Source organism: Phyllobacterium calauticae (genome assembly GCF_019991125.1).
Taxonomy (GTDB): Bacteria; Pseudomonadota; Alphaproteobacteria; order Rhizobiales; family Rhizobiaceae; genus Phyllobacterium; species Phyllobacterium calauticae.
Genome location: NZ_JAGENB010000003.1, coordinates 1 through 14427, shown reverse-complemented (window position 1 = coordinate 14427; position 14427 = coordinate 1). Strand labels below are relative to the sequence as shown.

The following is a 14427-nucleotide window of genomic DNA, read 5'->3' as shown; positions in this document are numbered from 1 at the left end:
TCCTTTTTGCTGCCTCTGGAGTGGCCCCTTCCGGCAAAAAATGTCAAGACGCAAATTCCGCTTCCCGGGCATGCGTGTTATCCATTAGTATCTATTGTTATCAAATGATGCGCCAATTATGGTCGCAACAGCGTTGAGGAATGGATGCCATGACAAGCATTGCACTTGGGGACCATTATGAGCGTTTCATCAAGAAACAGCTCGAAACCGGTCGCTATAACAATGCCAGTGAGGTTGTGCGGGCAGGTCTGCGTATGCTGGAAGATTTTGAAGAGGCGCGGGAAAACTGGCTGCGCAAAGAAATTCCCAATCGTCTGGAGGAACTGCAGAAGGATCCGGCCATGGGTATTCCTGCCGAGAAAGTGTTCGCTGCTCTCGAGGCACGGGGCCGTGGCATGAAAGCCAGATAGCCCATGGATTACAAGATCGTATTTCATCCACGGGCCGAGCAGGAACTGGTTGAACTTTACGACTATATCCGTGCCAATGCCAATCCGGAGCGTGCGCAAGCGTTTCTGGCCGGCATTCGGGACTGTTGTCTTGGGCTCGCGACCTTTCCCAAACGCTGTAGCATTCGGGACGATATCATGGCGGGCGTGCGCATCATCGGGTACAGGCGCAGCGTCAGTATCGCGTTTGCGGTGACATCGGACAGTGTGGTGATTTTGGGCGTTTTCTATGGTGGCCGCGACATCACCGCCGATCTCTTGCAGAATCGCGATTGAATTTCACGTTTCTTTTGTCCGAGAACCAAGATTGACCTTCAACGACAGGCTGCCTCCAAAAACCTGACGGGCTTGATCTCGCGTTCTTGCAGTTGCGTCATAATTTCGTTATGGGAAACCGCGCTCCGCTTTCGACAGGGCGGATCGTTTTCGATCCCATTTTCAAGCCTTTCCAGAACGGTATTTCCCATGGCACGCATTGTGATGAAATTCGGCGGCACTTCGGTGGCCGATATCGACCGCATCCGTAATGTGGCCCGGCATGTCAAACGTGAAGTTGATGCAGGGCACGAAGTCGCGGTCGTCGTTTCCGCAATGGCAGGGAAAACCAACGAGCTCGTCGCCTGGACCCGCCAGACCTCGCCGATGCACGATGCCCGCGAATACGACGCTATCGTGGCTTCCGGCGAGCAGGTGACGGCGGGATTGCTTGCGGTTGCCCTGCAGCACATGGGCGTGCACGCGCGGTCCTGGCAGGGCTGGCAGATTCCGATCAAGACGGACAATGCCCATGGCGCAGCGCGCATCATCGATATAGATGGTTCGTTCCTGATCGAACGTTTCAAGGAAGGCCAGGTTGCCGTTATCGCCGGTTTCCAGGGCATTGGCCCGGACAACCGCATTTCGACGCTCGGCCGTGGCGGCTCGGATACGAGCGCCGTGGCGATTGCCGCCTCGGTCAAGGCGGACCGTTGCGACATCTACACCGATGTCGATGGCGTCTACACCACCGATCCGCGTGTCGAACCGAAGGCCCGCCGGCTGTCACGCATTTCGTTTGAAGAAATGCTCGAGATGGCGTCCCTTGGGGCGAAAGTTCTGCAGGTGCGGTCCGTCGAGCTTGCGATGGTGCACAAAGTGCGCACATTTGTGCGATCCAGTTTCGAAGACCCCGATGCGCCGGGCATGGGTGATCTGATCAATCCGCCCGGTACACTTATTTGCGACGAGGAAGAAATCGTGGAACAGCAGGTTGTAACAGGAATTGCCTACGCCAAGGACGAAGCTCAGATTTCCTTGCGCCGTGTTGCAGACCGTCCCGGTATTTCCGCCGGCATTTTCGGCCCGCTGGCCGAAGCGCACATCAATGTCGACATGATCGTGCAGAACATCTCCGAGGACGGATCGAAAACCGACATGACCTTTACGGTTCCCTCGGGCGATCTCGACAAGGCGCTGGCTGTTCTGGAAAAGGTCAAGGCAGAGATCGGTTGTGACATCATCCAGTCGGAAGCCGGCATGGTGAAGGTCTCGGTGATCGGCATCGGTATGCGAAGCCACGCGGGCGTTGCGGCAACGGCATTCCGCGCATTGGCGGACAAGGGCATCAACATTCGCGCCATCACCACCTCGGAAATCAAGATTTCCATTCTGATCGACGGTCCCTATGCGGAACTTGCGGTTCGGACTTTGCATTCTGTCTACGGTCTGGATAAGCATTAATTTACCGTCTAAGACAGAGATTCTGTTTGTCGGTGAACGTCTCGACTGACATGATGAATCAAAGAGTTGATTGGCAAGACCATTCCGGTCTTGCCAATAATAATATGGAGCAGATGGGTGCCCACGCGCGAGCAGATATCAGGTCCTCGTGTCATGCTGAAGCGTCTCCGCGAATTGATGGCGGAGGCTCTTGAGCCGCAGGAGAGGCTTGACCGGATCGTTCGCGAAATCGCGCAGAACATGGTTGCGGAAGTGTGCTCGTTCTACGTCCTGCGCTCGGACGGTGTTCTCGAACTCTATGCAACCGAAGGTTTGAATCCGTCCGCGGTTCACTTGGCGCAGTTGCGGCTTGGCCAGGGTCTTGTCGGTACGATCGCCTCGAGCGCCCGGCCGCTCAACCTGACGGATGCCCAGACGCATCCGGCCTTCGCCTACCTGCCGGAAACGGGTGAAGAAATCTACAACTCCTTCCTCGGTGTGCCGATCCTGCGGGCCGGGCGGACGCTCGGCGTTCTCGTCGTGCAGAACCGGACCAAGCGCGTCTACCGCGAGGACGAAGTCGAAGCACTCGAAACCACGGCGATGGTCCTGGCGGAAATGGTCGCCGCGGGCAGCCTGACCCGACTGGCGCGGCCAGGTGTCGAGCTGGATCTCGGCAAGCCCATGAGCTTTTCCGGCAGTGCCTTCAATGACGGTGTCGGTCTTGGCCATGTCGTGCTGCACGAGCCGCGCATCGTGGTGACCAATCTGTTCAACGAAAACATCGATACGGAAATCGACCGGCTTGAAACGTCGCTGGGTTCGCTGCGCATTTCCATCGATGACATGCTGTCGCGCCGCGATGTGGCGTTCGAGGGCGAACACCGCGAAGTGCTGGAAGCCTATCGCATGTTCGCGCATGACACCGGCTGGGTGCGGCGTCTCGAAGAGGCAATCCGCAATGGCCTGACGGCAGAAGCAGCCGTGGAGAAGGTCCAGAGCGACACGCGTGCGCGGATGATGCATCTGACCGACCCCTACATGCGCGAACGGCTCAGCGATTTCGATGATCTTGCCAACCGGTTGTTGCGCCAGCTGATGGGCCGCGACGTGAAGACCATGGCCGGTTCGCTGGCCAAGGATGCCATCATCATTGCCCGGTCGATGGGCGCTGCCGAACTTCTTGATTATCCGCGTGAACGCCTGCGCGGCCTGGTTCTGGAAGACGGTGCGGCGACCAGCCATGTGGTGATCGTGGCCCGCGCCATGGGTATTCCCGTGGCCGGTCAGGTCAAGGGTGTCGTCTCCATGGCTGAAAACAACGATGCGGTCATCGTCGATGGCGATGACGGCAGGGTGCATTTGCGCCCGCAGGCGGATGTTGAGGCGGCCTATTCGGAGAAGGTCAAGTTCCGCGCCAAGCGCCAGGCGCTTTATCGCGAACTGCGTGACAAGCCATCTGTAACCAAGGACGGTGTGCCCATCACATTGCTGATGAATGCGGGACTTCTCGTCGATCTGCCGCAACTGGCGGAAGCCGGCGCTGCAGGTATCGGCTTGTTCCGCACGGAACTGCAATTCATGGTGGCGTCGACCTTCCCGCGGGCCGAGCAGCAGGAGCGGCTTTACCGTTCGGTGCTGGATGCGGCCGGTGACCGGCCGGTGACATTCCGCACGCTGGATATCGGCGGCGACAAGGTGCTTCCCTATTTCCGCAGCAATGTGAACGAGGAAAACCCGGCCATGGGGTGGCGGGCGATCCGCCTGACGCTCGACCGTCCAGGCCTGCTGCGCACACAGGTGCGTGCGCTGCTGAAGGCGGCCGGCGGGCGTGAATTGCGCCTGATGATTCCGATGGTCACGGAAGTGGCGGAAGTGCGCAAGGCGAGCGAACTGATCAACCGCGAAGTGCAGCACCTCTCGCGCTTTGCCCACAACCTGCCGACGCGGGTGAAGATCGGTGCAATGGTCGAGGTGCCGTCGCTGCTCTGGCAGCTCGATGAACTGATGTCGGTTGTGGATTTCGTTTCGGTCGGCTCCAACGACCTCTTCCAGTTCGTCATGGCGGTTGATCGCGGCAACTCGATGATCACCGACCGGTTTGACAATCTGTCGGTGCCGTTCCTGCGGGTGCTGCGCCAGATCGCGCAGGCTGGCGTCCGCAACAATACGGACGTGACGCTGTGCGGGGAAATGGCAGGCAAGCCGCTTTCGGCCATGGCCCTGATCGCGCTGGGTTTCCGCTCCATTTCCATGTCGCCGGCGTCCATCGGTCCGATCAAGGCGATGCTGGGTACACTCGATGTCGGTGAATTGCATGCGCAGCTCACCGATGCCATCGACAATCACGGCGACACCGGTTCGCTGCGGCATGTCCTGAACAAATTCGCAGAGCGAACAGGCGTTGCGCTGTGAAATCTGCAGAGGTAATGAACTAAAATGATGTCCATTCCGCAGGATCGTATGGATCAGCTGCTGAAGCGGTTTTCCATGATTGAAACGCAAATGGCGAGCAATCCGGATTCCGACACCTATGTGAAGCTTGCATCGGAATATTCCGAGCTGGAGCCGGTGGTTGCCAGGATTCGCGATCTGCTGGCATCGCGCAGCGAAGCCGACGATCTGAAATCCATGCTCAACGATGCGGCGACCGACAAGGAGATGCGCGATCTCGCCGAGGCGGAACTGCCTGATATCAACGAACGTATCGAAGCGCTGGAACAGGACATTCAGGTTCTGCTCCTGCCGAAGGACGTCGCCGACGAGCGCAATGCCATTCTGGAAATCCGCGCGGGAACGGGCGGCTCGGAAGCCGCGCTGTTCGGCGGCGACCTCTTCCGCATGTATGAACGCTATGCGTCGGCCAATGGCTGGCGGGTCGAGCTGATTTCGGCCAGCGACGGTGAAGCCGGCGGCTACAAGGAAGTGATCGCCATGGTTTCGGGCAGGGGGGTTTTTGCCAAGCTGAAATTCGAGTCGGGCGTGCACCGGGTGCAGCGCGTGCCGGATACGGAAGCAAGCGGCCGCATCCACACCTCCGCCGCCACCGTTGCCGTTCTGCCGGAAGCCGAGGAAATCGATATCGATATTCGCGCCGAAGATATCCGCATCGACACGATGCGTGCATCGGGTTCGGGCGGCCAGCACGTCAACACGACGGACTCGGCAGTGCGCATCACGCATATCCCCTCGGGCATCGTCGTGGTGCAGGCGGAAAAATCCCAGCACCAGAACCGCGCCCGCGCCATGCAGGTGCTGCGGTCCAGGCTGTTTGACATGCAGCGGCAGAAGGCCGACAGCGAGCGTTCTGAAGCGCGGCGCAGCCAGGTTGGCTCCGGCGACCGTTCGGAGCGCATCCGCACCTATAATTTTCCGCAGGGCCGCGTCACCGACCATCGCATCAACCTGACGCTGTACAAGCTCGACCGCATCATGGAAGGCGATCTGGACGAACTGATCGGGGCGCTGATTTCCGACCATCAGACAGCTCTTCTCGCCCAGATGAATGACGGGTACTGACGGGCATGGTTGAAGGTGGTTCGCGCCTTGCTGATGTCCACATTCAGGCCCGTTCTGTCCTAATCAAAGCTGGCATTGAAAATGCGGAGCTTGATGCGCGCCTTCTGGTTGAATGGATCACCGGCTTTGACCGGCTTGAAACGATCCGCAATCCGCACAATGAGGTGGCGGTGGACGTCCTGGCCCGGCTCGACGTGGTGCTTAACCGGCGAATCAACGGCGAATCAGTGCACCGGATCATTGGTCGGCGCGCCTTTTTCGGGCTGGAATTTTCACTGTCCGCCGATACGCTGGAGCCCCGGCCTGACACGGAAGCGCTGGTCGAACTTGCCCTGCCATTCCTGCAGCAACGTGTGGCGGAGAATGGCGTTGCCGATCTCATCGACCTTGGAACGGGCACAGGCGCCATCGCCATTGCCTTGCTGGGTCAGGTCCCGCATCTGCGGGCCATCGGCGTGGATATTGCGCCGGGCGCTCTTGTAACGGCGCGCGACAATGCCCATCTCAATGGTGTGTCCAATCGGTTCGCCGTGCTGCATTCCAACTGGTTTGCTGAGGTAACTGGCGGATTTGACATGATAATTTCCAATCCGCCCTATATCCGGTCGAAAGACATAGTGGATTTGCAGCCCGAAGTGGCAATGCACGATCCGGTTCTGGCGCTGGATGGCGGCGCGGATGGCCTTAAGCCCTATCGCATCATTGCGGAACAGGCGGACAGGCATCTGCGCGTGAACGGCGCAATTGCCGTGGAAATCGGCTATGATCAGCGGATGGATGTCGAGGCGATTTTTGCAAGATCAGGCTTCGCCTTGAAGGGTCTGCAGACGGATATCGCCGGGCACGAAAGAGCAATGTTGTTCATGAAGCTGTAAAATTATTGAAAAAAGGCTTGGAATTTGTCGCGAAGGCGGCTAGTTTCCAGTCACCGCTCTAAACCGAACAAGTCTGGTTTTGCCTATCAAGAGATTGATACGGAATTTTCCGGGTGTTTGATTTCTCCTCGGAATTGTTCTTGGAGGGATGGTTTTAGCGGAAGCACAAAAGTTTTATGAACTTTGGATGCGATTGAAGCGCGGGGCGCGCTTCAGGTCGGCACTTGAGAAGCGAAGCTTTTTGACTCAAATGGTGAGCAAATGAGCGCCCCTGATTTTCTGAAAAGAGATAAGTATGAGGCCAGTACAGCAGAATAGGCGCATGCGCGGACGCGGTAACAACAACCGCAAAGGTCCCAACCCACTTTCCCGTAACTACGAGAGCAACGGTCCCGACGTTAAAATCCGGGGAAATGCTCAGCACGTCGCCGAAAAGTACACCACTCTGGCGCGTGACGCACAGAGCAGTGGTGATCGCGTGATGGCAGAAAACTATCTCCAGCACGCCGAACATTACAATCGAATCATTCTTGCTGCTCAGGCTCAGGCACCCGTTCAGTATCAGCGCGATGACCGCGATGACCAGGACGACGATGGCGTCTACGATGATGACGGCAACGAACAGCAGCAGGACCGTCCGGTCCAGCACCAGCAGATCAATGGCAGCGGACCGCAGCCGGTGATCGAAGGAACGCCTGCGGAAGTTGCCTATGGCGAAGAGCCGGTCAGCCAGCGGCAGCCGCATCAGCAGCGCCGGCAGTATAACCAGGCTCCGGTTGCCGAAGAGAACGCCTCCAGCGATGAAGGCGAAACGGAAGCGGAATCCGGCGAATCCCAGGACGCGGCCGAAGCAAAGCCGGCACGCCGGGCACCGCGTGGCCGCAGGCCAGCGCGTCCGCGTGAGCCGCGCGTAACCGAAGAAAATGCAGCACCTGCTGCTGCAGCTGCGGATACCGCCAATGATCTTTCCCCGGCCAGCATCGTGGCCGAAGTGAAGAAACGCCGGGCAGCTGTCGAATCCGACGTCTGACCCACGTAAAACACCTGATTTTGCAAACGGCGCGGAATAATTTCCGCGCCGTTTTCTTTTTTCAAATTCCTGCTTTGGGAGTATCTTGCGGGCGCAGGAATGCAATCCCATATGAGCCTTGATCGTATGGATCTGCCTCTTGCAGGGGATCCGTCACCAGAAGACTCCAGGATGCCGCTTCAGGGTTCTGGGGAAAAGGAGACAAAGAATGAATCTTGAAAAATACACTGAGCGCGTTCGCGGCTTCATCCAGTCTGCACAGACCTTCGCACTTTCTTCCAGCAATCAGCAGTTTGCACCGGAGCATTTGCTCAAGGTTCTCGTCGATGACGAGGAAGGCCTTGCCGCATCGCTGATTGAGCGGGCGGGCGGGCGTATAGCCGATGTGCGCCTGGGGTTGCAGGCCGCGCTCAATGCGCTGCCGAAAGTCACCGGCGGCAACGAACAGCTGTATCTTGCACAGCCGCTGGCCAAGGTTTTCGCCACGGCGGAAGAGCTTGCCAAGAAGGCCGGCGACAGTTTTGTCACGGTTGAACGGCTGCTGACGGCGCTTGCCATCGAGAAGTCGGCAAAGACATCGGAAATCCTGAGCCGCGCGGGCGTGACCGCCACGGGCCTCAATGCGGTTATCAACGATATCCGCAAGGGCCGGACCGCCGATTCGGCTTCCGCTGAAAACACCTATGACGCGTTGAAGAAATATGCGCGCGACCTGACCGCCGATGCGCGGTCGGGCAAGCTCGACCCGGTTATCGGCCGCGACGACGAAATCCGCCGGACGATCCAGGTCCTGTCGCGCCGTACCAAGAACAATCCGGTTCTCATCGGTGAACCCGGCGTCGGCAAGACGGCGATCGCCGAAGGGCTGGCGCTGCGCATCGTCAATGGCGACGTGCCGGAGTCCCTGAAGGACAAGCAGCTGATGGCGCTCGACATGGGTGCGCTGATCGCCGGTGCGAAATATCGCGGCGAGTTTGAAGAGCGCCTGAAGGGTGTGCTTTCCGAAGTGCAGTCGGCCAATGGCAACATCATCCTGTTCATCGATGAAATGCACACGCTGGTCGGCGCCGGCAAGGGCGAGGGGTCAATGGACGCTTCGAACCTGTTGAAGCCTGCCCTGGCACGCGGCGAACTGCATTGCGTTGGCGCAACGACACTCGACGAGTATCGCAAACACGTGGAAAAGGACCCGGCGCTGGCCCGGCGGTTCCAGCCGGTGTTTGTCGACGAGCCGTCGGTCGAGGATACGATTTCGATCCTGCGCGGATTGAAGGAGAAGTATGAACAGCACCACAAGGTTCGCATTTCCGATTCGGCCCTGGTTGCTGCCGCAACGCTGTCGAACCGCTATATCACCGACCGCTTCCTGCCGGACAAGGCGATCGACCTGATTGACGAAGGCGCGGCGCGCCTGCGGATGCAGGTGGATTCCAAGCCGGAAGAACTCGACGAAATCGATCGCCGCATCATGCAGCTGAAGATCGAACGCGAGGCCCTGAAGGTCGAGAAGGACGATGCGTCGAAAGACCGTCTGGAGCGGCTGGAAAAGGAATTGGTCGAACTTGAGGAGCAGTCCACGGCGCTGACCAACACCTGGCAGTCGGAAAAGCAGAAGCTCGGGCATGCGGCCGACCTGAAAGGTCAGCTGGATGAAGCGCGCAATGCCCTGGCAGCCGCGCAGCGCAACGGTGAATTCCAGAAGGCGGGCGAGCTTGCCTATGGCACGATCCCGCAGCTGGAAAAGCAGCTGGCGCAGGCCGAGCAGCAGGATGGATCGACATCGATGGTCGAGGAAATCGTCACGCCCGATCATATCGCGCAGGTTGTGTCCCGCTGGACCGGCATCCCGGTTGACCGGATGCTGGAAGGTGAGCGTGAAAAGCTGTTGCGCATGGAAGACGAACTGGCCAAGCGGGTTATCGGACAGGGTGAAGCGGTTCAGGCCGTTTCCAAAGCCGTGCGCCGTGCGCGTGCGGGTCTGCAGGATCCGAACCGGCCGATTGGCTCGTTCATTTTCCTCGGACCGACCGGTGTCGGCAAGACGGAGCTCACCAAGGCTCTGGCCGCGTTCCTGTTCAGCGACGAAACCGCCATGGTTCGCATCGACATGTCCGAATATATGGAGAAGCATTCGGTCGCGCGTCTGATCGGTGCTCCTCCCGGTTATGTCGGCTATGAGGAAGGTGGAGCGCTGACGGAAGCGGTCCGGCGCAGGCCTTATCAGGTTGTCCTGTTCGACGAGATCGAAAAGGCGCATCCGGATGTGTTCAACGTGCTGTTGCAGGTGCTCGATGACGGACGTCTGACGGATGGCCAAGGCCGGACGGTGGATTTCCGCAATACGCTGATCATCATGACGTCCAACCTCGGTGCGGAATATCTGACCGCGCTGCGCGAAGACCAGGATGTGGAAAGCGCCCGCGAGGACGTGATGAACGTGGTCAAGGCCTCGTTCAGGCCGGAATTCCTCAACCGCGTGGATGAGATCATCCTGTTCCACCGCCTGAAGCGGAACGAAATGGGGGCGATCGTGGCGATTCAGATGGAGCGTCTGCAGTCCTTGCTGGCGGATCGCAAGATCATCATCAAGATCGACGAGGATGCAACCCACTGGCTGGCGGACAAGGGCTATGATCCTGCCTATGGTGCACGGCCATTGAAGCGCGTGATCCAGAAGCAGGTGCAGGATCCGCTGGCGGAAAAGATCCTGCTCGGTGAGATTCTCGATGGTTCGACCGTCAAGATCACCGCGGGTTCCGACCGGCTCAATTTCAGGTCGGTCAAATCCGCGCCCGATCGGGACAAGAGCGAAGCCGCCTGAGCACTGTTCCGGCAAAGAAGCGAAGAATCGGAATGGCCGCCGCATGGCGGCCATTTTCATGTCTGCTTCATGCTGTAGATGCGACGATAAAAGCGCCGCATTAACCATAAAGACAGGAAAGTCGGTCATTTATGCTTAAGAGTGCGTTAGCGGAAACCGGAAGTTGAAAATATGGCGTTTCGTCATTTGATTGTGTTTGCATTGTTTTTTGCCGCCATTCTGGCGGTATCGGCGCCCATATCCCCCGTGCAGGCGGCAAGCCTCGCGGCAAGCGCCCAGGCGAATCAGGCGCCCTTTGCCGTTGCGCAATTGTTCGAATCGGACCGGCGGCCGCGCCGCGGCGAATACCGCGTTTATTTCGATGAATATAACCGCCGGGTGACGGTGGACCGCCGTGGCCGGGTTGTTTCGGTCGAAGAGCCGCGCAATGATGCCAATGACGGCCGCGGCATCGACTATTTTCCCGATGCACCGCAGGATCCCTACGATACCGGATCAATTCCCGAAGATCCCTATGCGAATCGCCCGAACGACCCGTATCGGGGGCAACCATCGCAACCGTCCGAGCGCGACTATCGCACGGTCGAGCGTGCGCCGCTGCCGCCGGCCAACAATCAGCCGGATATGGCGCCGGCGTCTCCCGGTCTGATCGATCCGGAAATGCCGGGCGAAAATCTGGCATCGCCACCATCGCAGGAAGCCATCCCGGCGCATCCCAATCCGGCGCCCGCCGTGCAATTGCCGAAGGGGCAGGGCGCCAAGAGCAAGATCGCTGCCATCCAGGTGCTCCTCGACCGGGTCGGCGTTTCGCCCGGCGTCATCGACGGTCGCAAGGGCGGCAATGTCGACAAGGCCGTGGCGGCTTTCGAGGAAATGACCGGCCAGAAATTCGACCCGCTCAACGAAGCGGGAATCAATGCCTCGCTCGAACAGACGGGCGGTCCTGCCTTCGTTGCCTATACAATCACATCGGAAGATGCGGCCTATCCCTTCGTCGCCTCGATCCCCGAGGATTACAGCCACAAGGCTCAGCTCGAGCGGATGGCCTTTACTTCCGTTCCCGAAATGCTGGGCGAGCGCTTTCACATGGACGAGGCTTACCTGAAGGAAATCAATCCGGGTGCGGATTTCAATCGTCCCGGCACGGTGATCCAGGTTGCCAATCCCGGCCAGAATGTCGGCGGTTCGGTGACCAAGATCATCGCCGACAAGGGCCGCAAGCAGGTGCGCGGCTATAATGCCGAGGGGCGGCTCATCGTGGCCTATCCCGCAACCATCGGCTCGACCGATACGCCGTCGCCGTCAGGGATCGTGCAGGTGGAGCGCATCGCGATCAATCCCAACTACACCTACAATCCCAAGCTGAACTTCAAGCAGGGCGAAAACAACAAGGTGCTGACCATCCCGCCCGGTCCCAACGGGCCGGTGGGAACGGTCTGGATCGCGCTGTCGAAGCCGACCTATGGCATCCACGGCACGCCGGAACCGTCAAAGATCGGCAAGACCAACAGCCATGGCTGCGTCCGCCTGACCAATTGGGATGCGACGGAATTGTCGAAGCTGGTGCAGAAAGGTGTGACCGTGGAGTTCCAGGAGTAAAACCTGGAGCAGCGGTCAGCCGCTGGCGGCAACCTTGGGTGCGTTGCCGTTATCGTCCTTCAGCAGTTGATCGATGCGCTCGCGCTCGCGCTTGAAGGCGGTGAGATCATCGCCGCCAAGCGCCCGCCCGCCGGGCAGGCGGATGCGCATAGGGTCCACTTTCGACCCGTTGACGATGACTTCATAGTGCAGATGCGGACCGGTCGACAGACCGGTCGAGCCGAGATAGCCGATCACCTGGCCCTGCCGGACCTTGGCACCCGGTGTCACACCGGCCGCAATGGCGTTCTGGTGCGAATAGCTGCTTTCATAACCGTTGGAATGCCGCAGGACCGTCTGGTTGCCATAGCCGTTGGTCCAGCCGGCGCGTTCGACCACGCCGTTGCCGGCCGCGATGATCGGCGTGCCGCGCGGCGCGGACCAGTCGACGCCCGTATGCATGCGGGAATAACCGAGAATGGGGTGGCGGCGCATGCCGAACGGCGAGCGGAACACACCATTGGGCACGGGATTGCGCAGCAGGAACTGTTTTGAGCTGCGGCCGTTCTCGTCATAATAATCGGTCGAGCCGTCGGCGGAATGGAATCGGTAGAATTTGCGCAGATTGCCGCCGAAATTGGCGGCGACATAGAGTATTTCCGATTCGTCGCCCGCCCTTTCCGAATCGGCCGGCAGCGAGAAGAACGCTTCCAGCTGGTCGGTCGGGGCAAGCTGCGCCTGGAAATCCACATCCGACGCCAGCATGCGGATTAGCTGCTGGATCATCGTGTCGGTCATGCCATAGGCGATGCCCGCACGATAAATGCCGTCATAGACCGTGGGAAGATCGCCGGGCTGGCGCGAGGCGGGCGGGTTGTCGTCAAAGGCAAGCTGCAGTCCCGGTGTCATCTCCGGTTCGTCGGCCGGCACATACTGGTCCTTGTCGTTGAGGGCGATGGTCAGAATGTGTGTGGTGCCGTTGTAGACGCTCGACCGCATGATCCGGTCGACACCGTCGTGCGACTCAATCCCCAGGCGCAGGACACTGCCGCCCTTGAGGCGCGGCGAGTTGAGAAGTTTCGCGATCGCTTCGGACATGCCGGTGGCATCTTCGTCCTCGTAGCCCGCTTCATTGAAGGCGCCGAGGATGTCCTTGTCGTTGCGGAACGGTATCAGCTCTTCCGAGTAGCCATGGCTTTCGGCATCTTCGCCCATCCGGGGCGAGACGCTGACATTTTCCTGGATGATCTTGACCGCAAGCGGATTGCGCAGATTGAAAGGGTCCTCGTCGGCGCCGAAGCGCAAGGGATCCACGTAGTGCAGCGAGGCTACCTGAACCGCGCCGTCGGTGAGCAGCGCGCCGGTGTTGCGGACAACGTCTTCCACCTCGTCGGCGCTCAAATCGTCGGACGGATCGAATTGTGCGGTGGCGAGGGGAAAGTCCACGGTGCGCAGGCTGACTTCACTTTCCACCTTGGCGCCGTAGATCATGCCGGTCTTGGGGGTGGGGTCGGTTCCTTCGTTGGCCTCGGCAAACACGTCCAGCGGATTGAAGCCGGGATATTTGCGGTTGCTGTTGTGGACAAAGGCAAGCGCTATGCGGACATATTCGAATGGTGTGGAGCGGATGACGTCGCGTTCGCCTTCCTTGAAGACCGTGGAGACATCAAGACGGCGGCGGTCACGGTTGCGGCGGACGGGCGTGGTCGCGGCAACGCGCGTGCCCTTGGCCACGCTGCTGTTGTCCCTGGCGGCGGGGACGAGGGTGCGGGCCATCAGTTCCGGCGGCGTCGCCAGCTGTTCGCGGCCATCGAGCGCGGCAAACAGGGCCACGCCCATCAATACACTGGAGGTAATGCCGGTCAGAAAGGTCCCGGCCAGCCATCGTGCCGATATTTCACGGCGATCGGGCGGGCCGCGACGCCCGTCTGTAATCAACGGCGGTTCGTTGCCCGGATCGATGGATGAGTGCCCCTCGTACTCTTTCATGCTTCTCAGTGTCGATCCTGTCGCCGTTATTGATGCAGGCTTATTTGATTTTTCGGCGCGTGCCGACCAGCCATTTACTGGTACGAAGTCAACAAGGCCGCAGTTTTGCCCTCGCAGCTTCCATCTGTCAACGCGCCGATCGTGAAGAGTGCCTATATAGAGAGATACCCGTCATGATCCCCGGAAATGAACCCGCGCATGCGAGCCAGCGCTAGGGTTTGAATCCGGCATGTTTGTGGCCGCGGCCATCACAATACGCTTCGGCGGCTTATTTGCCGGCGTTTCGTCCAGCAAATACGGGGCTGTGGATAAATCGTGTCACATTTTTGATAAAAAACGCAAAAGGCGTGTTGACAGTTTTGGTGGGTGGGGTCTATATACCGACACAACGAGGGCGGGGCGCCGCTGGCGGTTGCTGAATGCGCCCTAAAGGAAGCTCTCAAGTGGTTTTCGGATTGTTACGCAAGT

10 protein-coding genes are annotated in these 14427 nt (G+C 59.4%); 9 read left to right on the top strand and 1 reads right to left on the bottom strand.

The genetic code is table 11. The features are described 5' to 3' along the window. Positions 1-149 precede the first annotated feature (149 nt). The 9 genes from J1W56_RS11835 to J1W56_RS11795 all read left to right on the top strand — a co-directional run bounded on the left by J1W56_RS11835 (position 150) and on the right by J1W56_RS11795 (position 11991). A complete protein-coding gene (locus J1W56_RS11835) occupies positions 150-410 on the top strand; it encodes a type II toxin-antitoxin system ParD family antitoxin (RefSeq protein WP_223613510.1) in 261 nt (86 codons plus the stop codon). A gap of 3 nt (positions 411-413) precedes the next feature. Next, complete coding sequence (locus J1W56_RS11830) at positions 414-725, top strand: type II toxin-antitoxin system RelE/ParE family toxin (RefSeq protein ID WP_223613509.1); 312 nt, start codon at positions 414-416, stop codon at positions 723-725. A gap of 189 nt (positions 726-914) precedes the next feature. Beyond that, positions 915-2168 carry an aspartate kinase gene (locus J1W56_RS11825; protein ID WP_182552176.1) on the top strand — a complete coding sequence of 418 codons (1254 nt, stop codon included), beginning with the start codon at positions 915-917 and terminating at the stop codon, positions 2166-2168. Between the two features lie 153 nt (positions 2169-2321). Beyond that, positions 2322-4562, top strand: a complete 2241-nt coding sequence (gene ptsP / locus J1W56_RS11820; protein WP_223613508.1) for a phosphoenolpyruvate--protein phosphotransferase — start codon at positions 2322-2324, stop codon at positions 4560-4562. A 24-nt stretch (positions 4563-4586) separates the two neighbouring features. Continuing rightward, positions 4587-5666 (top strand): peptide chain release factor 1, encoded by a 1080-nt coding sequence (gene prfA, locus J1W56_RS11815; RefSeq protein ID WP_223613507.1) that lies wholly within the window; start codon positions 4587-4589, stop codon positions 5664-5666. Positions 5667-5671: 5 nt separating this feature from the next. Beyond that, positions 5672-6541, top strand: a complete 870-nt coding sequence (gene prmC, locus J1W56_RS11810) for a peptide chain release factor N(5)-glutamine methyltransferase (RefSeq protein ID WP_223613506.1) — start codon at positions 5672-5674, stop codon at positions 6539-6541. A gap of 295 nt (positions 6542-6836) precedes the next feature. Then, on the top strand, positions 6837-7571 hold the full coding sequence (locus J1W56_RS11805) for a DUF4167 domain-containing protein (RefSeq protein WP_223613505.1): 735 nt from the start codon (positions 6837-6839) through the stop codon (positions 7569-7571). Between the two features lie 208 nt (positions 7572-7779). After that, positions 7780-10392, top strand: coding sequence for an ATP-dependent chaperone ClpB (gene clpB / locus J1W56_RS11800; RefSeq protein ID WP_223613504.1), 2613 nt, complete (start codon positions 7780-7782; stop codon positions 10390-10392). Positions 10393-10563: 171 nt separating this feature from the next. Continuing rightward, positions 10564-11991: a L,D-transpeptidase family protein gene (locus tag J1W56_RS11795; protein WP_223613503.1), complete on the top strand. Its 1428-nt coding sequence runs from the start codon at positions 10564-10566 to the stop codon at positions 11989-11991. Between the two features lie 15 nt (positions 11992-12006). Here J1W56_RS11795 and J1W56_RS11790 read toward each other — a convergent pair whose 3' ends face one another. Next, positions 12007-13959, bottom strand: coding sequence for a M23 family metallopeptidase (locus tag J1W56_RS11790; RefSeq protein ID WP_223613502.1), 1953 nt, complete (start codon positions 13957-13959; stop codon positions 12007-12009). Positions 13960-14427: the final 468 nt, after the last annotated feature.

Bases quoted from the DNA above. Each gene is read 5' to 3' on its own strand.
- prfA (WP_223613507.1), top strand. From the start codon at position 4,587: ATGATGTCCATTCCGCAGGATCGTATGGATCAGCTGCTGAAGCGGTTT.
- J1W56_RS11795 (WP_223613503.1), top strand. From the start codon at position 10,564: ATGGCGTTTCGTCATTTGATTGTGTTTGCATTGTTTTTTGCCGCCATT.
- prmC (WP_223613506.1), top strand. From the start codon at position 5,672: ATGGTTGAAGGTGGTTCGCGCCTTGCTGATGTCCACATTCAGGCCCGT.
- J1W56_RS11830 (WP_223613509.1), top strand. From the start codon at position 414: ATGGATTACAAGATCGTATTTCATCCACGGGCCGAGCAGGAACTGGTT.
- clpB (WP_223613504.1), top strand. From the start codon at position 7,780: ATGAATCTTGAAAAATACACTGAGCGCGTTCGCGGCTTCATCCAGTCT.
- ptsP (WP_223613508.1), top strand. From the start codon at position 2,322: ATGCTGAAGCGTCTCCGCGAATTGATGGCGGAGGCTCTTGAGCCGCAG.
- J1W56_RS11805 (WP_223613505.1), top strand. From the start codon at position 6,837: ATGAGGCCAGTACAGCAGAATAGGCGCATGCGCGGACGCGGTAACAAC.
- J1W56_RS11790 (WP_223613502.1), bottom strand. From the start codon at position 13,959: ATGAAAGAGTACGAGGGGCACTCATCCATCGATCCGGGCAACGAACCG.
- J1W56_RS11835 (WP_223613510.1), top strand. From the start codon at position 150: ATGACAAGCATTGCACTTGGGGACCATTATGAGCGTTTCATCAAGAAA.
- J1W56_RS11825 (WP_182552176.1), top strand. From the start codon at position 915: ATGGCACGCATTGTGATGAAATTCGGCGGCACTTCGGTGGCCGATATC.